Source organism: Pseudarthrobacter sp. NPDC092424, from assembly GCF_044754925.1.
In the GTDB taxonomy this organism is placed as follows: Bacteria; Actinomycetota; Actinomycetes; order Actinomycetales; family Micrococcaceae; genus Arthrobacter.
On sequence record NZ_JBIVQC010000001.1, the window covers coordinates 270295 to 287748 of the forward strand.

17 protein-coding genes are annotated in these 17454 nt (G+C 67.0%); 12 read left to right on the forward strand and 5 right to left on the reverse strand.

The genetic code is table 11. From position 1 onward, the window contains the following. Positions 1–54: 54 nt before the first annotated feature. From ACIQCN_RS01320 to ACIQCN_RS01330, 3 genes are read left to right on the forward strand one after another with little or no spacing between them, the layout of a single operon-like run. Positions 55–846, forward strand: a complete 792-nt coding sequence (locus ACIQCN_RS01320; protein WP_400603197.1) for an electron transfer flavoprotein subunit beta/FixA family protein — start codon at positions 55–57, stop codon at positions 844–846. Between the two features lie 14 nt (positions 847–860). Then, positions 861–1811: an electron transfer flavoprotein subunit alpha/FixB family protein gene (locus ACIQCN_RS01325; protein ID WP_400603198.1), complete on the forward strand. Its 951-nt coding sequence runs from the start codon at positions 861–863 to the stop codon at positions 1809–1811. Between the two features lie 3 nt (positions 1812–1814). Next, positions 1815–2594 (forward strand): PIG-L deacetylase family protein, encoded by a 780-nt coding sequence (locus ACIQCN_RS01330; protein ID WP_400608995.1) that lies wholly within the window; start codon positions 1815–1817, stop codon positions 2592–2594. 37 nt (positions 2595–2631) lie between these two features. Here ACIQCN_RS01330 and ACIQCN_RS01335 read toward each other — a convergent pair whose 3' ends face one another. The 4 genes from ACIQCN_RS01335 to ACIQCN_RS01350 all read right to left on the reverse strand — a co-directional run bounded on the left by ACIQCN_RS01335 (position 2632) and on the right by ACIQCN_RS01350 (position 5724). After that, on the reverse strand, positions 2632–3441 hold the full coding sequence (locus ACIQCN_RS01335; protein ID WP_400608996.1) for an anti-sigma factor domain-containing protein: 810 nt from the start codon (positions 3439–3441) through the stop codon (positions 2632–2634). 1 nt (position 3442) lies between these two features. Beyond that, positions 3443–4051 (reverse strand): ECF RNA polymerase sigma factor SigK, encoded by a 609-nt coding sequence (gene sigK, locus ACIQCN_RS01340; RefSeq protein WP_400603201.1) that lies wholly within the window; start codon positions 4049–4051, stop codon positions 3443–3445. Positions 4052–4271: 220 nt separating this feature from the next. Continuing rightward, positions 4272–4739 (reverse strand): tRNA (cytidine(34)-2'-O)-methyltransferase, encoded by a 468-nt coding sequence (locus ACIQCN_RS01345; RefSeq protein ID WP_400604246.1) that lies wholly within the window; start codon positions 4737–4739, stop codon positions 4272–4274. Positions 4740–4782: 43 nt separating this feature from the next. After that, positions 4783–5724: a J domain-containing protein gene (locus ACIQCN_RS01350; protein ID WP_400608998.1), complete on the reverse strand. Its 942-nt coding sequence runs from the start codon at positions 5722–5724 to the stop codon at positions 4783–4785. A gap of 135 nt (positions 5725–5859) precedes the next feature. Here ACIQCN_RS01350 and ACIQCN_RS01355 point away from each other — a divergent pair, with 135 nt between their 5' ends. From ACIQCN_RS01355 to ACIQCN_RS01390, 8 genes are all read left to right on the forward strand, one after another. Then, positions 5860–7098, forward strand: coding sequence for a cysteine desulfurase family protein (locus tag ACIQCN_RS01355; protein WP_400609000.1), 1239 nt, complete (start codon positions 5860–5862; stop codon positions 7096–7098). A 154-nt stretch (positions 7099–7252) separates the two neighbouring features. Then, positions 7253–8383 (forward strand): tRNA 2-thiouridine(34) synthase MnmA, encoded by a 1131-nt coding sequence (gene mnmA, locus ACIQCN_RS01360; RefSeq protein ID WP_400609002.1) that lies wholly within the window; start codon positions 7253–7255, stop codon positions 8381–8383. A 179-nt stretch (positions 8384–8562) separates the two neighbouring features. Then, positions 8563–10197 (forward strand): ABC transporter substrate-binding protein, encoded by a 1635-nt coding sequence (locus ACIQCN_RS01365; protein ID WP_400609004.1) that lies wholly within the window; start codon positions 8563–8565, stop codon positions 10195–10197. Positions 10198–10313: 116 nt separating this feature from the next. Then, the gene (locus ACIQCN_RS01370; RefSeq protein ID WP_400603206.1) at positions 10314–11405 is read left to right on the forward strand and encodes an ABC transporter permease; all 1092 of its coding nucleotides are present in this window, start codon (positions 10314–10316) and stop codon (positions 11403–11405) included. A 1-nt stretch (position 11406) separates the two neighbouring features. Then, positions 11407–12432, forward strand: a complete 1026-nt coding sequence (locus ACIQCN_RS01375; protein WP_400603207.1) for an ABC transporter permease — start codon at positions 11407–11409, stop codon at positions 12430–12432. After that, the gene (locus ACIQCN_RS01380) at positions 12429–14141 is read left to right on the forward strand and encodes an ABC transporter ATP-binding protein (protein ID WP_400603208.1); all 1713 of its coding nucleotides are present in this window, start codon (positions 12429–12431) and stop codon (positions 14139–14141) included. Before ACIQCN_RS01375 ends, ACIQCN_RS01380 begins: the two co-directional genes overlap by 4 nt. A gap of 90 nt (positions 14142–14231) precedes the next feature. Beyond that, positions 14232–14639: a chorismate mutase gene (locus tag ACIQCN_RS01385; protein ID WP_400603209.1), complete on the forward strand. Its 408-nt coding sequence runs from the start codon at positions 14232–14234 to the stop codon at positions 14637–14639. Positions 14640–14641: 2 nt separating this feature from the next. After that, positions 14642–15697: a hypothetical protein gene (locus ACIQCN_RS01390; protein ID WP_400604247.1), complete on the forward strand. Its 1056-nt coding sequence runs from the start codon at positions 14642–14644 to the stop codon at positions 15695–15697. Between the two features lie 72 nt (positions 15698–15769). Here ACIQCN_RS01390 and ACIQCN_RS01395 read toward each other — a convergent pair whose 3' ends face one another. Further along, the gene (locus tag ACIQCN_RS01395; protein WP_400609006.1) at positions 15770–16492 is read right to left on the reverse strand and encodes a DUF4166 domain-containing protein; all 723 of its coding nucleotides are present in this window, start codon (positions 16490–16492) and stop codon (positions 15770–15772) included. Positions 16493–16685: 193 nt separating this feature from the next. Here ACIQCN_RS01395 and mtrA point away from each other — a divergent pair, with 193 nt between their 5' ends. Further along, the gene (gene mtrA / locus ACIQCN_RS01400; protein ID WP_400603211.1) at positions 16686–17360 is read left to right on the forward strand and encodes an MtrAB system response regulator MtrA; all 675 of its coding nucleotides are present in this window, start codon (positions 16686–16688) and stop codon (positions 17358–17360) included. Positions 17361–17454 lie beyond the last annotated feature (94 nt).

A 17454-nucleotide genomic window follows, 5' to 3' on the forward strand; every position in this document is an offset into this window, starting at 1 on the left:
CCGGCTGGCTGACCACAAGCATGGAAGGCTGCTGTAAATACAGTGGAAGAGACATTGAAAATCATCGTCCTGGTCAAGCATGTCCCGGACGCCCAGTTCGACCGGCACCTCAACGGAGAGGGTTTCACCGCGGACCGCAGTGAAAGCATCCTGTCTGAACTCGACGAGTACGCGTTGGAGGCCGCACTGCAGCTGGCCGAGGCGCGCGGCGGCAGCAAGGCGGGCAACCAGGTCATCGCCCTGAGCATGGGTCCCGCCGGCGCCGTGAATGCCGTCAAGAAATCCCTGCAGATGGGAGCCACCGAAGGCATCCACCTCAGCGACGACGCGCTGGCGGGCTCGGATGCCGCCGCCACGTCGCTGGCGCTCGCAGCGGCAGTGCGCCACGTGGGACAGCCGGACCTGATCATCACCGGCATGGCTTCCACCGACGGCGAGACCTCCCTGGTTCCGGCGCAGCTCGCCGAACGCCTCGGCCTGCCCCAGGTGACGTTTGCGTCCTCCCTGGAAGTGAACGGCGGCCGACTGACCGCACGCCGGGACGCGGACACCTTCTCGGAAACCGTGGAAGCGCCGCTGCCGGCAGTCGTGTCCGTGACGGACCAGATCAACGAGCCCCGCTACCCCAACTTCAAGGGCATCATCGCCGCCAAGCGCAAGAGCATCACCACGCTGTCCCTCGCGGACATCGGGCTCGACGCAGCCCAGGTAGGCCGTGCCGGCTCCTGGACCACGGTGGCCAACGCGGAGGAGCGCCCTCCGCGCACCGCAGGCACCATCATCACGGACGAAGGCGACGCCGGCATCAAGCTGGTCGACTTCCTTGCCGCCCAGAAGCTGCTCTAAGAGGGATCACTGACATGGCAAACGTACTCGTATTCATTGACAACCCCGGCGCCTCGCTGAAGAAGGCCCACCTGGAACTGCTCACCCTGGCCCGTACCCTGGGTGAGAGCACAGTGGCCGTCAACGGTGAACTGTCCGACGCAGCCGCCGCCACCCTGGCCGAATATGGCGCCAGTGCGGTCATGCGCCCCTCGTCGGCAGACCTCGACGACTTCCTCGTGGCACCCAAGGCGGCATTCCTCGCCGCCGCTTCCGAAAGCGCAGGCGCCACCACAGTCCTCCTGGACAACTCCCCGGAAGGCAAGGAAATCGCGGCCCGGCTGGGCATCCGCCTTAACGCGGGCGTGATCACGGACGTCGTGGCCGTAGACCCGGACGGCACCGCCCACAAGTCGGTCCTGGCAGGTTCCTACAACACAGCCTGCAAGGCCACCACCGCCGTCACCGTCCTCACGGTCAAGGCCAACAACGTCATCCCGGAGCCCGCCCCGGCGGCGGCCCCGGCCGTCTCCACCGTGGAGGTCCCGGCGGACGCCGCAGCCGCGGCAGCCCGCATCACCGGCCGGGAACAAAAAGTGGCCAGCGGACGCCCGGACCTGACCGACGCCCGTATCGTGGTGGCCGGCGGCCGTGGCCTTGACGGGGACTTCGGACCCGTGGAGGAACTCGCCGACGCCCTGGGCGCAGCCGTCGGTGCTTCCCGCGCAGCCACCGACGCCGGCTGGATCAGCCACGACGCGCAGGTGGGACAGACGGGCAAGACGGTCTCGCCCCAGCTGTACATCTCCGCAGGAATCTCCGGAGCCATCCAGCAGAAGGCCGGCATGCAGACCTCCAAGGTGATCGTTGCAATCAACAAGGACGCCGACTCGCCCGTCTTCGAAATTGCCGACTTCGGTATCGTGGGCGACCTCTTCGATGTCCTGCCGCAGGCCACTGCCGAGATCAAGAAGCGAAAAGGCTGATTGTTGGCTGATTCTGCGGCCGGCGCACAGAGCCCGTTCAACCCGGAGATCCACCGGGTTGGGCGGGTGCTCTGTTTCGCCGCCCATCCGGACGACATCGACTTCGGCGCTGCGGGAACCATCGCCTCCTGGACCGCCGCCGGCGTGAAGGTCAGCTACTGCATCATGACCGACGGCGACGCGGGCGGCTTCGATCCCGCGCACCGCGCGGACATCATCGCGCTCCGGGATGCCGAGCAGCGTCGCGCCGCGGCGCTGGTGGGCGTCAGCGAAATTCATTACCTGCACCAGCGGGACGGTTACCTCGAGCCCTCGCACGAGGTGATGAAGGCCGTGGTGAAACTCATCCGGGAAGTCCGTCCCGACGTCGTGCTCGCCATGCACCCTGAACGGAACTGGCAGCGGATCCAGAAAAGCCATCCGGACCACCTGGCTGTGGGGGAAGCGGTGACCCGTGCCGTGTATCCGGCGCTGGAGAACCCGTTCGCCTACCCCGAGCTTGCGGAGGCCGGGCTGGCTGCGTACAAGCTGCCCTGGCTGTGGCTATACGCCGGGCCGGAGGAGCGGGAAAACCACTTCGTGGACGTGACCGGCAACGTTGAGGCCAAGCTGCAGGCCATCCACGTCCACGTGAGCCAGCACCCGGACGTGGCCGCCATGGAAACCACCGTACGGCAGGGCATGCGCCGCAACGCGGCGCGGGCCGGAATGCCGGCCGGCGCCAGCGCCGAAGCGTTTCACGTGGTGGAAGTCAACGGCCCCGGCACCATCGCCGGGTTCTAGCGGCCGCGGAGAGGAGGCGCCTGCGCGCGCAGCTTACCTACGCTCCCAGCGGCGCCGCAGCGACCGTGGGAAGCGTCGGGGATGCGGAACCACCGGCAGGCTCAACGGTGATGCCAAGCGCCGCGGCGGACGAAATTCCCTTGACCATGGCCGGCTTGGAGAGGGCGTCGGCATCCATCAGCCCCTGCGACACCGGCGCCGAACCGTCCTTGGGGATCAGCCACATCTGGTAGACCTTGCCCTCGGGCGGAGCCGGAACGCCGTTCATCTTCACCACGGCGGCGTCCTTCTCGGAGGAGATGAGGACGGTGGCCGTGCCGCCGCCGGCAACCTGTACCGAGGCCTCGCGGACATCCTGGGCACGGACCACCTGGTTCATGGGGTCGTTCTGGTCAGCGAGGTAGGAGCCGACGCCCACGCCGCCCAGGGCGATGGCAGCTGCTGCCGCCACGCCTGCCAGCCAGCGGCGCGTGGCAGGGGGCCGGCGGAGCTTCCGCTCCCGGGCCAGGGACAGCTCGTCCGTAGCCGGCGCGTGCCCGGGCGCGGGGGCCGGCATGGTGGCCGGAAGCTGGGCCACGATACGGTCGAAGAGTTCGGCCGGCGGCTCTTCTTCGGCCCGGAACGTCAGTGCCAGTGTTTCCCTGGCCCCGCGGACCCGCTCGAAGAATGCCGTACGTTCGGCCTCGGGGGCGGCTGAGATATAACCGTCAATGGCCTGCCGCTCCTGCTCCGTGACCGCGTCCAGGGCGTAGAGCTCGGCCAGGTCCACGGCACGTCCGGACGCGAGGTCCGCGGCTATGGCGTCCCCGAAGGATCCGGTGGAGCGTCCCTTGTTCATGTCTGTCATCTCAACTCACCCCCAAACAGGTTTTCAATCGGATCAGCCCGTCGCGTATGCGGGACTTGATGGTCGGTACTGCAGCGTTCAGTTTTTCGGCGACTTCCCGATAGGTCAGCCCGCCGTAGTAGGCAAGGCGCACGGACTCCTGCTGGGTTTCGGTCAGGGTACCCAGGCACCGGACCACGGCTTCGGCTTCGAGCCTGCTGCCAACCTCGTCCGAGACCGAGTCATGGTCGATTTCCTGGGTGGTGGCCCCATACTTGGCTTCGCGGTCCGTTGCGGACTGTGACGAACGCACCCGGTCAACGGCGCGGCGGTGCGAGATGGTCATCAGCCAGGAGAGCGGGCTGCCGGCACGGGGATCGAACTTGGCCGCGTTCTGCCACACCTGGAGGAACACCTCCTGTGTGGTGTCCTGGCTCAACTCGGGGTCGATGAGCACGCGGCGTGCCATGCCGAAGACCCTGCGTGAGGTCAGCTGGTAGAACTCCGCAAAGGCTGCCTGGTCACCGCGGCCCGTGCGTTCGAGCAGGACGGTAAGGCGCTGGCTGAGATCAGCCGGAGGCTCGGTCACCGCGGCCGCGGCCTCGGAATTGGGAGCATTGGGAGTTTCCATTACTACCAAGCATAAGTCTCCCGGCGGTGATTCCCGGGCAGTTGGTCCGGCGCGACGGGTTCGTGCACGCAGATCCGTTCCCAGCAATGTCACGTGCACCTCCCTGCGTCTCCGTGGAACATTCCATTGTGGAATGTCCTCGAATGTCATTCGGTGCGCAGCGCCCGGCGGATGGGTGGGCATTCCACCCACGCCCCGGGACGGGGTTTTGCCGGTGCCGTCAGACTCGCGCGCCGGCGAAGCCGTGCTGGCGCCAGGCTTCGTAGACGGCGATGGACGCCGCATTTGCCAGGTTCAGCGAGCGCAGGGCGGGGCGCATGGGCAGCCGTACCGTGGCCGTCACATGCGGATCGGACTTCAGTTCCGCGGGCAGCCCCACGGATTCCTGGCCGAACATCAGCACGTCCCCGGGCTGGTAGTTGATATCCGTGTAGCTGGCGGAACCGTCCGACGTAAACGCATAGACCCGCCCTGGCTGCAGGTGCTGCCACGCGTCCTCGATGTTCCGGTGCACGGTCACGACGGCGAGGTCGTGGTAATCGAGCCCGGCCCGCTTCAGCTTGGCGTCCGAGAAGTCGAAGCCCAGCGGTTCCACCAGGTGCAGCTCGGCGCCGGTGATGGCTGCGAGCCGGATGGCGTTTCCCGTGTTGCCGGGGATTTCAGGGGAGTGGAAGAGGATGCGGAACACCATCCCATCCTAGCCGCGCGGGAAACGGGCTGCGCAGGGGGAATCAGTGCATCCCGCGCAGGAGCCGCGCCAGGACCGGAACGTTCACTGTGTTGGGCGCCGGGCCGGAGGAAAGGAAGTCCTTAACCCCGCGCACCATCCCGGCGGCGTTGACCACCCTGACGGTTTCCAGCTCACCGGCGGCCCTGCGGTGCTGGTCGATCACGGGCTCGTGCAGGTTGCCCCCGGGGCTAAGCACCACGGTCCAGCCGGTCACGTTAAGTTCGGGAAAGACGTCCTGCATGGCCCGCACCACTCCTGCCAGCCGCGGCGGCGGGATGGACCGGCCGCCATGGTTCAGGGTCTGGCCGTTCCAGGCGTACGCGCCCTTAGGCAGGAGCATGGAGCCGATGAGCGCCAGCCGGTACCCGGAAAGCACGGCGTGGTCGATGTGGCTGTTGTCGGCGGGGGACTGCAGGCCGTTGATCAGCCGCGCCGCGGGTATTGCGGGCAGGACCTGCCTGGTGATCAGCTGCACGGTCCGCAGCTCGCGCTGGATCCGGGCTTCGGCGCCGAAGATTCCGCGCTTGCGGGGCTCCCCGTGGACCTGCCGCGCCGCCACCGCCAGAGGGATGAGCGGCACCGTTCCCGGTGCCAGCCTTTCGTACGGAGGAAGGTACGACGGCGGATCGCCGGCGGTGTTGCGCTGCTTTCCGGGGCGGTGGACCGTGGCCGAGGCCCGGCTTCCCGCCGCCGGTGCGTCGAAGTGCGGCTCCTCGGACACGGCTGCGCCTGCACCGGCAGCATAGGAACGGTCGTAGGCCTTGCGCCGTTGCGGATCGATCAGCGTTTCATAGGCGGCAGTGACCCTGCGGAACGCTGCCGGATCCCCGCCATGGTCCGGATGGGCGGCACGGGCAGCGCGCCGGTAGGCCACTTTGATTTCCTTGTCGGTGGCGGTGACCGCCACCTTCAGGACCTGGTAGTGGCTGCTGCTCTGGGTCAAGCACTCATCCTTTGTTCGGGCGCCGTGCGGGGGCCGGCCGTGACCCCAGTTTATGGGTCACTCCAGACAACGATTCCCGCCCGGCTCCGGGTTCCCGGCCCGGCCCGCCGGGACGCGGGCGGCTAGAATTACAGGGTGTCCGTTTACCTCGACCATGCAGCCACCACGCCCCTTGCGGCGGAGGCGCTCGCCGCGCTGACCAGGGAGCTCGCCCGCCCCGGCAACCCCTCCTCGCTCCACGGTTCCGGCCGCAGGGCTCGGCGCGCCGTGGAGGATGCGCGGGAAACGATCGCCGCGGCAGCAGGCGCGCACCCTTCCGAGGTGGTCTTCACGTCAGGCGGCACAGAGGCGGACAACCTCGCCGTCAAGGGCCTGTACTGGTCCCGGGTGGCCGGAAACCCGGCACGGCGCCGGATCCTGTGCTCCGCCGTCGAACACCATGCCGTCCTGGACACCGTGGAATGGCTGGAGCGGCACGAGGGTGCCGAGGTCTCCTGGCTGCCCGTCGACGCCGAGGGCACAGTGGACCTTGCGTTCCTGGAGGCCGAACTCGAACGGGAACCGGAAACCATAGCCCTGGTCACGGTCATGTGGGCCAACAATGAGGTGGGCACCATCCAGCCCGCCGGCCGGATCGTGGAACTGGCACACGCCGTGTCCGTCCCCGTCCATTCCGATGCCGTGCAGGCCTTCGGGTCGCTGCCGGTGGACTTCAAGGCCTCCGGGCTGGACGCGATGTCCATATCCGCGCACAAGATCGGCGGTCCAGTGGGCGTCGGCGCCCTGCTTCTGGGCCGTGCCGTCAAACTGACCCCGCTCCTGCATGGCGGAGGACAGGAACGGGATGTCCGTTCCGGCACGCTGGATACGGCCTCCATCGCGGCCTTTGCCGCGGCTGCCCAGGCCGCGACGGCGGGCCTGGAGGCCGAAGCAGCCAGGCTCAGCGCGCTCCGTGACCGGCTGACTGACGGGGTGCGGGAGTTGATTCCGGAGGCGGTCCTCCGTGGTGCCCCCGGCAGCCGGCGCCTGCCGGGCAACGCGCATTTCACCTTCCCGGGCTGCGAGGGCGATTCCCTCCTCTTCCTCCTGGACCTTGCCGGCATCGAGTCCTCCACCGGCTCTGCCTGTACCGCTGGCGTGCCGCGGCCCTCCCACGTGCTGCTCGCCATGGGGCTGGACGAGGAGGCCGCCCGGGGTGCGCAGCGCTTCTCGCTGGGGCACGCTTCGGTGGCGGCCGACGTCGATGCCCTCCTTGCAGCCCTGCCTGACGCTTACGCCCGGGCCAGGCAGGCCGGAATGGCCGGGCACGAATCCTCCATCCAGACAGCGGCTACGGTCGCCCGCCGGGCCGGCAGCTCTGAACCGCAGCTCTGAACCACCGCGCTGACCGCGGCCGGGTGTCGGGCGAAGAGTTCTGCCGTTCGGGGATTTGCGCCGGTCCGTAGAATAGAGAGGCGAGGACCTTTCCGGAGACAGCCGGCGGTCCGTCCCTTCCGGCCACAGGGCCGGCCCCCAACAGAAAGCCAGTATGCGAGTTCTAGCAGCAATGAGCGGCGGCGTGGATTCCGCCGTCGCAGCCGCCCGCGCCGTCGAGGCGGGACACGACGTCGTCGGCGTCCACCTGGCGCTGTCCCGCATGCCCGGAACCCTGCGCACCGGCAGCCGGGGCTGCTGCACCATCGAAGATTCCCGCGACGCCTGGCGCGCCTGCGATGTCCTGGGCATTCCCTATTACGTGTGGGACTTCTCGGAGCGCTTCAAGGAAGACGTCGTCCAGGACTTCATCGATGAGTATGCCGCCGGCCGCACCCCCAACCCGTGCATGCGGTGCAACGAGAGGATCAAGTTCGCCGCCCTGCTTGAAAAGGCCATCGCCCTCGGGTTCGATGCGGTGTGCACCGGCCACTACGCCAAGGTCATCGAGGACGCCCACGGCAACCGGGAACTGCACCGCGCCGCCGACTGGGCCAAGGACCAGAGCTACGTTCTGGGCGTACTGACCCATGAACAACTCAAGCACTCGATGTTTCCGCTGGCCGACACCCCGTCCAAGGCCGAGGTCCGTGCGGAAGCCGAACGCCGCGGCCTGTCCGTGGCCAACAAGCCGGACAGCCACGACATCTGCTTCATTCCGGACGGCGACACGGCCGGCTGGCTGGCGGAGAAGATCGATATGTCCACCGGCGACGTCGTGGATGAATCCGGCACCAAAGTGGGTGAGCACGCCGGCGCCAATGCCTTCACCGTGGGCCAACGCCGCGGCCTGAAGCTCGGCACCCCCGCAGCCGATGGCAAGCCCCGGTTCGTCCTGGAGATCAGGCCCAAGGAAAACAAAGTGGTGGTGGGCCCTGAGGCGCTGCTGGCCATTGACGAGATCAAGGGCATCAAGGTGTCCTGGGCGGGGCTGCCCATCGCCGAGGTTGCCACCGGCGCGGAGTTCGGCTGCCACGCGCAGGTCCGTGCCCATGGCGATCCCGTGCCTGCCCGTGCGTGGATGGAAGCCGGAACCGACGGGACCGCCGAGGGCCTCGTGGTCCGGCTCGATACGCCCCTGCGTGGTGTGGCCCCCGGACAAACGGTGGTGCTCTACCAGGGCACGCGCGTGCTGGGGCAGGCAACCATCGATGCTGCGCGGTCGCTTCAGCGCGCCGAGCTCTAGGACTGCCTGCCAGCTGATAGCCGGCAGGTAAAGTTTGTGTCTCAACTCACAGGATGTCCCGTCCTGAGGGTTGACTCTCTGATTGAATCGGGAGCATCAACACCGAATGCTTCCCGCCTGTGCAAATGAACCCTCAGACGGTCGGCGGGTGCACGATTCATCGGACAGAAAGTTCACAGATGACCAAGAGCAACAAAGTCCTGCACGGCGCCATCGCGCTGGCAGGTATTTCCGCCCTCGCCCTGACGGCCTGCACGGGCCCGGCCGGCGGCGGAGGGACCTCAACCGGCGGTGCCGGCGGCAGCTCCATTACCTTCGGAACCACGGACAAGGTAGTCACGCTGGACCCTGCCGGTTCCTATGACGCCGGCTCCTTCCTCGTGATGAACCAGGTCTATCCATTCCTCATGAACTCCAACCCGGGCTCGGCCGAAGCCAGCCCGGACATCGCTGAATCGGCGTCGTTCACCTCACCCACGGAGTACACCGTGAAGCTGAAGGAGGGGCTGAAGTTCGCCAACGGCCACGCCCTGACGGCTTCGGACGTGAAGTTCTCCTATGACCGCGTGGTTAAGATCGCTGACCCGAACGGTCCCGCCTCGCTGCTGTCCAACCTGAAATCCGTCGAAGCCAAGGACGACACCACGGTGGTGTTCACGCTTAATGCCGCCAACGACCAGGTATTCCCCAGCATCCTCGGAACCAACACCGGTCCCATCATCGACGAGGAAGTGTTTCCGGCCGACAAGATCCTGGGGGACGACGAAATCGTGGCGGGGAAGCCGTTCGCCGGGCCCTACACCATCGACAGCTACAAGAAGAACGAGCTCGTCAGCCTCAAAGCGAACTCTGAATACAAGGGGCTGCTCGGCAAGCCGGCCAATGACAGCGCTGTCATCAAGTACTACGCCGACTCGAACAACCTGAAGCTGGACGTCCAGGGCGGCAATGTGGATGTGGCCGGCCGCAGCCTGACCGCAACCGACGCTGCCGACCTGGAGAAGGATTCCAAGGTCAAGGTCTACAAGGGACCGGGCGGTGAACTGCGCTACATCGTCTTCAACTTCGACACCATGCCGTTCGGCGCCAAGACCCCACAGGCTGACCCGAAGAAGGCCCTGGCAGTGCGCCAGGCCATGGCGCACCTGGTGGACCGCCAGGCCATCTCGGACCAGGTCTACAAGGGCACCTACGTGCCCGCCTATTCCGTCGTGGCGGACGGGCTCCCCGGCGCCACGCAGCCGATGAAGGACCTGTACGGCGAAGGCAGCGGCAAGCCGAGCCTGGACAAGGCAAAGAAGGCGCTTTCGGACGCCGGCGTATCCGGCACGGTGAACATCAAACTGCAGTACAACCCGGACCACTACGGCAAATCCTCGGGCGACGAGTACGCCATGGTTAAGGAGCAGCTCGAAAAGTCCGGCCTGTTCAAGGTTGACCTGCAGTCCACTGAGTGGGTGACCTACTCCAAGGCTCGTACGGCGGACGCGTACCCCGTCTACCAGCTGGGCTGGTTCCCGGACTACTCAGACGCTGACAACTACCTGACCCCCTTCTTTATCCCGGGCAACTTCCTGAAGAACCACTACGAAAACTCCGCAGTCACGGATCTGATCAAGAAACAGCTCCTGACTCCCGAGAAGGAAGAGCGCGAGAAGCTCATTGGCGAGGCACAGGAAGCCGTGGCCAAGGACCTCTCCACGTTGCCGCTGCTCCAGGGCGCGCAACTGCTCGTGGCAGGCTCGGAAGTCAAGGGCGTCGAGAAGACGCTTGATCCGTCCTTCAAGACGCGGCTTGGCGTACTTTCCAAGTAGCAGCAACCGCGAGCGGCTCCCAGGAGTCTGAGGCGGGACGCCGGACCGGCGTCCCGCCTCCTTCCGTTACACCGGACACACAGGGCCACCGCCCGTCCTCCCGAACTTAGGTACCAATGACTACATTGATAGACGCACCGCCCAGCGATGCGGACGGGATCCTCCCGTCCAAGAAGAAATCCGCAGGCGGCGGCCTGGGCCAGTACATCCTGGTCCGCTTCCTGCTTATCTTCCCCACCGTCCTCATCCTCGTCACCATGGTGTTCTTCCTCATGCGCATCACCGGCGATCCCATTACTGCCGCCATGGGCGGACGGCTCCCTCCAGACCAGTTGCAGGAGCGGATCCATGCGGCCGGCTATGACCGGCCGCTGCTGCTGCAGTACTTCGAGTACCTTGGCCAACTCGCCACCGGCAACTTCGGCACCACGCTGTCGGACAACCGCAAAGTCACCGAGATGCTGACCACCTATGGTGCTGCCACGCTGGAGCTGAGCATCAACGCCCTGGTCGTCGCCCTGGCGGTGGGCATTCCCCTCGGCATGCTGGCCGCCCACCGCCGTGACCATCTGTCGGACGCGGCCCTGCGGATCTTTGCGATCCTCTGTTACGCCACGCCGGTGTTCTTTGCCGGTCTTCTGCTAAAGCTGGTGTTTTCAGTCTGGCTGGGTTGGCTGCCGGTAGCAGGCCGGGCCAACACGTCCAGTGAACTCGCCCTTACGGCGCTCCAGGCGCCGACGGGAATCTACTGGCTGGATTCCCTGCGCAGCGGCAACATGGCTGCCCTGGCCGACGTGCTGGCCCATGCTGTGCTGCCCGCGCTCGCCCTGGGCCTGTTGACCGCCGGGATCTTCCTGCGTTTGGTGCGCACCAACGTCATCGGAACCCTCGGCAAGGACTATGTGGAAGCGGGGCGGTCCCGCGGAGTGAGTGAATTCCGGCTGGTGACCAAGCATGCCTACAAGCCCGCGCTCATTCCCATCATCACGGTGATGGGACTGCAGATCGCCGTCATGCTGGGCGGTGCAGTACTGACCGAAACGACCTTCGAATGGAAGGGCCTGGGCTTCCAGCTGGCCAACTACCTGACCGCGCGGGACTTTGTGGCCGTCCAGGGCATCGTGGTCCTGCTCGCGGTCATCGTTGCAGTAACCAACTTCGTGGTGGACATCGTTGCCGCCCTGATCGACCCCCGAGTGAGGTACTGACGTGAGCACAGACTCCGCAATCGAACCTGTCGCCAACCCGAGGGCCCCCTTTATCCGGCGACTGCCGGTCGTGTCCCACTTCAACAAGAGCATGGGGCTCCAGCGGGCCATGCTCGTGGCCGGTCTGACGCTGACAGGCATCTTCCTGGTGACGGCCCTGGCGGCGCCCCTTCTCGCACCCTACGGCTTCGCCCAGTTATCCGACGCCGAAGGCAGCTTCCCCACGCAGCAGGCGCCGGGCGGCAAGCACCTTCTGGGCACCACGGTGGGCGGCTACGACGTCCTGTCCCGCGTGATCTGGGGTACCCAGACGGCACTGATGGTGATCGTGGTGGCAGTGATCCTGTCCATCTTCGCCGGTGTGGTCCTGGGCCTGGTCAGTGGTTACCTCGGCGGCTGGCTGGACCGCATCCTGGTGGTGGCGGCTGACGCCATCTACGCCTTCCCGTCGCTGCTGGTCGCGATCGTGATGGCAATTGTCATCAGCGGCGGCCAGTCCAGCCTTGCCGGCGGCATCCTTGCCGCGGCCATTTCGATCACCGTGGTCTTCATCCCCCAGTACTTCCGGGTGATCCGTGCCGAAACCATCAGGCTCAAATCCGAACCGTTCGTCGAGTCGGCCAAGGTGGTGGGCGCTTCCAACATCAGGATCATGGGCCGCCACATCTACCGCAACGCCACCAGGACGCTTCCGCTGATCTTCACCCTGAACGCATCAGAGGCCATCCTTACCCTGGCCGGCCTTGGCTTCCTGGGCTTCGGCATCGAGCCCAGCTCCGCCGCCGAATGGGGTTTCGACCTGAACAAGGCGCTCGCGGACACCACCTCGGGCATCTGGTGGACCGGGCTGTTTCCGGGTCTGGCCATCGTATGGACCGTGCTGGGACTGACCCTGGTTGGCGAGAGCATCAATGACCTGAACGATCCGCGGCTGCGGGGACGCAGACGCGCCCGCAGCGCGCCAGGCGGAGCCGGCCCGGCGGCCCGGTCTCCGCAGCGCTCCGCGGCAGAAGGAGAAACATCATGAGCACCCAGGCCGTACCAGCACAGCAACCGTCGAAGGACGTCCGTCCCGTACTGGACATCGACCACCTCCAGGTCACATTCGCCACTGACGGCGGCCCGGTCCGGGCCGTCAAGGACGTCAGTCTGGAAGTGGGGGCCGGTGAAGTGGTGGCCATCGTCGGAGAGTCCGGATCAGGCAAGACAGTCACGGCCAAAACGATCCTGGGGCTCCTGCCGGAAACCGCCACCAGTACCGGTGCCGTGCTGATCAACGGCGCGGACGTCATCAGCGTCAGCGCGGCCCGCCTCCGGCAGATCCGCGGGCGGGATGTGGCGATGGTGTTCCAGGAGCCGTCCACGGCACTGAACCCCGTGTTCACCGTTGGGTGGCAGATCGCCGAGGGCATCAGGGCGCATTCGGGCCAGGACGGCGGGAAGCGCGTCACCGCAAGGGAAGCCAGGGGCAGGGCGGTTGAAGCACTCCGCAAGGTGGGTATCCCTGACCCTGAACACCGGGTGGACTACTACCCGCACCAGTTCTCCGGGGGACAGAAGCAGCGCGTGGTCATCGCGGCCGCGCTGGCCTTGAACCCGGGGCTCATCGTGGCCGACGAACCCACTACCGCGCTGGACGTCACCGTCCAGGCCGAAATCCTGGAGCTCCTCCGGGACCTGCGGGACAAATACGGCACCTCCATTGTGCTTATCACCCACAACATGGGGGTGGTGGCGGACCTTGCCGACCGCGTGGTGGTGATGTACCAGGGAGACGTCGTGGAAGAAGCGGCGGCGCGCACGCTGTTCGCCGAGCCGCGGCAGGATTACACCCGGCAACTCCTCGCGGCCGTACCCCATCTGGGCCGGAACTCGGCATCCCAGGGCCTGACGGAACGCGCACACCAGGACGCGGAGGTAGTGGTCTCGGCCAAGGACCTGGTAATCGAGTACCCCGGCAGGCTGGGAACGCCGGCCTTCCGGGCCGTTGATGGCGTCAGCTTTACGCTGTCACACGGAGAAGTCTTCGGCCTGGTAGGGGAGTCGGGTTCCGGTAAAACCACCATCGGCCGGGCGATTGCCGGGCTGACCCGCACCACGGGGGGAAGCCTCAACGTACTCGGGTACGAGATGCTCAATCTGAAGGAACGCACGTTCAAGCCGCTCCGCAAAGACATCGGGTTCGTCTTCCAGGATCCCGCGGCGTCCTTCAACCCGCAGCTGACCATCGGCGAGTGCATCGCCGAACCCATGCTGATCCACACGCGGCCATCCCCGCCGGAGGCGCGTAAACGCGTCGGCGGGCTGTTGGAATCAGTCCAGCTGCCGGCGTCGTACGCTGCGCGCTACCCGCACGAACTCTCCGGCGGGCAGCGGCAGCGGGCATCCCTGGCGCGGGCACTGAGCCTCAGCCCGCGCCTGCTGATCGCGGATGAGCCGACGTCGGCCCTGGACGTTTCGGTTCAAGCGAAAGTACTGGAGTTGTTCCGGGAGATCCAGCAGGAATTCGGCTTCGCCTGTCTCTTCATCAGCCATGACCTGGCTGTGGTGGACATCCTGTCCACGTGGGTTGGCGTCCTGTACAAGGGGCGGATGGTGGAGCAGGGGATAGGCAGCCAGGTCATGGGAAATCCGCAGCATGACTACACGCGCCGCCTGATCGCGTCCCTGCCGGTCCCCGATCCTGACGAGCAGGCACGGCGGCGGGAAGCGCACCGGGCGCTGTTGGCGCGGTGACCGACCGGTGTTAAGCGCCGGCGCCGGACCCGTCTGCGGGCCGGCGCTTAACACCGGCGGCGGTTCTTCGGCTGCCCATAGACTGGGAGTATGACGCAGCACAATCCCCTCTCTCCCGCGCCGGACGAGTACGACCCCTCCGCCAGTTCGCTGGCAGGCCATGTGGACAACTCGGTGATGGCTGAACTGCTGTCCATCCGTTCCAGCATCGACAACATCGACGCCACGCTGGTGTACCTCCTGGCGGAGCGGTTCAAGGCGACGCAGAAGGTTGGCTTCCTGAAGGCCGCCCACCAGCTGCCCGCGGGGGACCCGGGACGGGAGACTGCCCAGATTGCCCGGCTCCGCAGGCTCGCCGAGGACGCGCATCTTGACCCGGCGTTCGCCGAGAAATTCCTGAACTTCATCATCGGCGAAGTCATCCGCCATCATGAGGCCATCGCCGAGGACCACCAGGCGGCAGCCGGGCAGCAGCCGCAGGCGCCGGCCCGCGCGTGAGTGTGGAAGAACGGCACGACGGCGGCGGACCGGGCAGGCAGGCACCGCCGGCTGAGGTGACAGCCACCGGGCTCGGGTCGTGGCCGGGGGAGGACCCGCTCGAGGCGGCACGCATCATCCGCGGGGAGCTGGGCAGGCCGCACCTGCCCTTCCTCGCCGAACTTCCCGCGCGCGGCGTGGGCTCCGATGCGCTGGGGCGGACGGCCTGCCTCCTTGAAGAGCTGGCCGTCGATGTGCAGCCGTACGGTTGGCGGCTCGTGGACCGGCCGGGCAAGGACCTCCGGCGGGCGGCGTCGGCACTCTCCACGGACATTAATATCCTGGCGGACGTGGCGGGGGCCGAGGACGTGCCCGCCGCCGAGATCAAGATCCAGCTGGTCGGCCCGCTGAGCCTTGCCGCCGGACTGCACCTCCACAACGGCGAGCGGGCACTGCTCGATTACGGGGCGCGGCGCGACCTGGCTGAATCCTTGGCCGCAGGCGTAGGCCGCTACCTTGCGCGGGTGGGGGCGGCAGTGCCCGGTGCGCGCCTGGTGGTGCAGTTGGATGAACCGGATATTGCCGCCATCCTGGCCGGCGCCATACCCACCTCCAGCGGTTACCGGACCCTGCGGGCCGTCCCGGGCTCGGAAGCCCGCGAAGCCTGGCGGGTGGTCACCGCAGCCCTGCGTGCGGCCGGAGCCGACGAAGTGGTGGTTGCAGTGCCCGAAATCGAAGCACCCTTCGAGCAGATCCTTTCCGCCGGGGCAGACGGGATAGCGGTTCCGGTCAGAGCCCTGACGTTCCGGCAGTGGGAACAGCTGGCCGGGGCCGTGGAGGCCGGGCACCGGCTGTGGCTGGGTGCCCTGGACGTCTCCGGCCCGCAGCTTCAGTCCACGGCGGCTGCGGTGGACTCAGTATGGCGCCCGTGGCGGGAGCTCGGCCTTCGCGCGTCCGGCCTGGCTTCGCTGCGGGTCACCCCTTCGGCCGGTCTTGCCGGCCATACGCCGGCACAGGCCACGGCCGTGTTGGGCAGGGTCACGCAGGTGGCGGACGGGCTCAACCAGCTGGCGCACTAATAGCCCCGGCGTTCGTGCGCCGCCCCGCCGCGTCCGGATCGGCCTGGCGCGTCCGGGTCGGCCTGCGCGGCGTCAGACCCGGTTCTCCCAGCGGTCCGGCTGCGCGTAGCGCGGCAGGAAGCTGCGGGCCTTGCTTGCCCCGGTGTAGAAGCGGAGACGGTAGTCGAAGCTTCCGGCGTAGACCAGCACCAGGCCGGCCTGGGGCTGGATGACCTTGACCTGGATCCGGTGCCTGCCCTCCGCATCGTCCCACCACTGTTCCGCGTAGGCCTTGGCGTCCAGGGCCGCCGGGAGCGCGATCCTGAGCGGACCGGCGAAGAGCCTGGCAGCCTCCGATACGCCGCGGAGCCGGCCTTCCCGGGTGACGCTCAGGTTCAGGTCGGTGACCATGTTCCGGTGCCGGCCCACATAGTCCACCAGCCGCGTCTCCGGCCGGGGGACCCCGCTGCCATGGTCCCTGACCGCGCTGGTGGTGTCCTGGAAGATGCGGGTCCTGCCGGGAAACCGGATCTCACGGCGGGCCGTCAGGCTGGACCGGCCGAACGGATCCTGGTGTGCATGGTTCTCGATCCGGAACGGGATGTTTTCGCCGTACTCCGGGAAGAACGCCTCCTCCCCGGAAGCCAGCCGGAGCAAGGGACGCAGCCACTCCTGCCGGCACCCCACCACATCGAAGGTTCCTTCGCCCACGCCGTACTTGCCGGAGCCGGGAACCAGGGAAAAGTATTCCTGGAGTTCGGGCTGGAGGCGGGCAAAGTCCGCGCCCAGCGCCTGCCGGTAGATGGGAATGTTCATCGTTGACCTCCTGCTGGTGAAGCGCTGCCGGTTGGGGCCGGGGCTGCCCGCACGTGCCGGGTACGGACTGGCCGGCGCGGCACGGAAATGCGCGTGCCCCCAGCCTATAGTTCCGGCGTCGTACGTTCCCGCCCGCGCCATGCCGGGCGGCGCTCAGCACGACAAAGCCTGGTTCATAAGGGAATATATAACTATGAAGGCACGCATTCTGGTTGTTGACGATGACGAAGCGCTGGCCGAAATGATTGGGATTGTCCTCCGTAACGACGGATTTGAACCGGTCTTTTGCGCGGACGGCGCACAGGCCCTTGACGTATTCCGCTCATCCCGGCCGGACCTGGTCCTGTTGGACCTCATGCTTCCCGGCGCGGACGGCATCGAGGTCTGCCGGCAAATCCGGGCTGAATCGGATGTGCCGATCGTGATGCTCACCGCCAAGTCGGACACGTCGGACGTCGTCCGTGGACTGGAGTCCGGTGCAGACGACTACGTGCCCAAACCGTTTAAGCCGGCCGAGCTTGTGGCCCGCGTGCGTGCCCGGCTCCGGCCCGGGGACCAGAAGGCGCCCGAGACCCTGCGGATCGCAGACATCACCATCGACGTCGCCGGCCACACCGTCAGCCGGGGCAACGAGCGGATCTCGTTGACCCCGCTGGAATTCGACCTCCTGGTGGCGCTGGCACGCAAGCCGTGGCAGGTGTTCACGCGGGAGCTGCTGCTTGAGCAGGTGTGGGGCTACCGGCACGCCGCGGACACGCGCCTGGTCAATGTCCATGTGCAGCGGCTGCGGTCCAAGATCGAACAGGACCCCGAAGCTCCCGAGGTCGTTTTGACGGTGCGTGGTGTCGGCTACAAAGCAGGGGCCTGATCCCCGGCCCGTGCCGGACCACCCCGACTCGGTGACGAACCGCCTTCACCGCCTCTCCTTCCGATCGCGGATCTGGCAGCGGCGTGCGCTCATC

Bases quoted from the DNA above. Each gene is read 5' to 3' on its own strand.
- ACIQCN_RS01325 (WP_400603198.1), top strand. From the start codon at position 861: ATGGCAAACGTACTCGTATTCATTGACAACCCCGGCGCCTCGCTGAAG.
- ACIQCN_RS01335 (WP_400608996.1), bottom strand. From the start codon at position 3,441: ATGACAGACATGAACAAGGGACGCTCCACCGGATCCTTCGGGGACGCC.
- sigK (WP_400603201.1), bottom strand. From the start codon at position 4,051: ATGGAAACTCCCAATGCTCCCAATTCCGAGGCCGCGGCCGCGGTGACC.
- mnmA (WP_400609002.1), top strand. From the start codon at position 7,253: ATGCGAGTTCTAGCAGCAATGAGCGGCGGCGTGGATTCCGCCGTCGCA.
- ACIQCN_RS01365 (WP_400609004.1), top strand. From the start codon at position 8,563: ATGACCAAGAGCAACAAAGTCCTGCACGGCGCCATCGCGCTGGCAGGT.
- ACIQCN_RS01370 (WP_400603206.1), top strand. From the start codon at position 10,314: ATGACTACATTGATAGACGCACCGCCCAGCGATGCGGACGGGATCCTC.
- ACIQCN_RS01380 (WP_400603208.1), top strand. From the start codon at position 12,429: ATGAGCACCCAGGCCGTACCAGCACAGCAACCGTCGAAGGACGTCCGT.
- ACIQCN_RS01385 (WP_400603209.1), top strand. From the start codon at position 14,232: ATGACGCAGCACAATCCCCTCTCTCCCGCGCCGGACGAGTACGACCCC.
- ACIQCN_RS01395 (WP_400609006.1), bottom strand. From the start codon at position 16,492: ATGAACATTCCCATCTACCGGCAGGCGCTGGGCGCGGACTTTGCCCGC.
- mtrA (WP_400603211.1), top strand. From the start codon at position 16,686: ATGAAGGCACGCATTCTGGTTGTTGACGATGACGAAGCGCTGGCCGAA.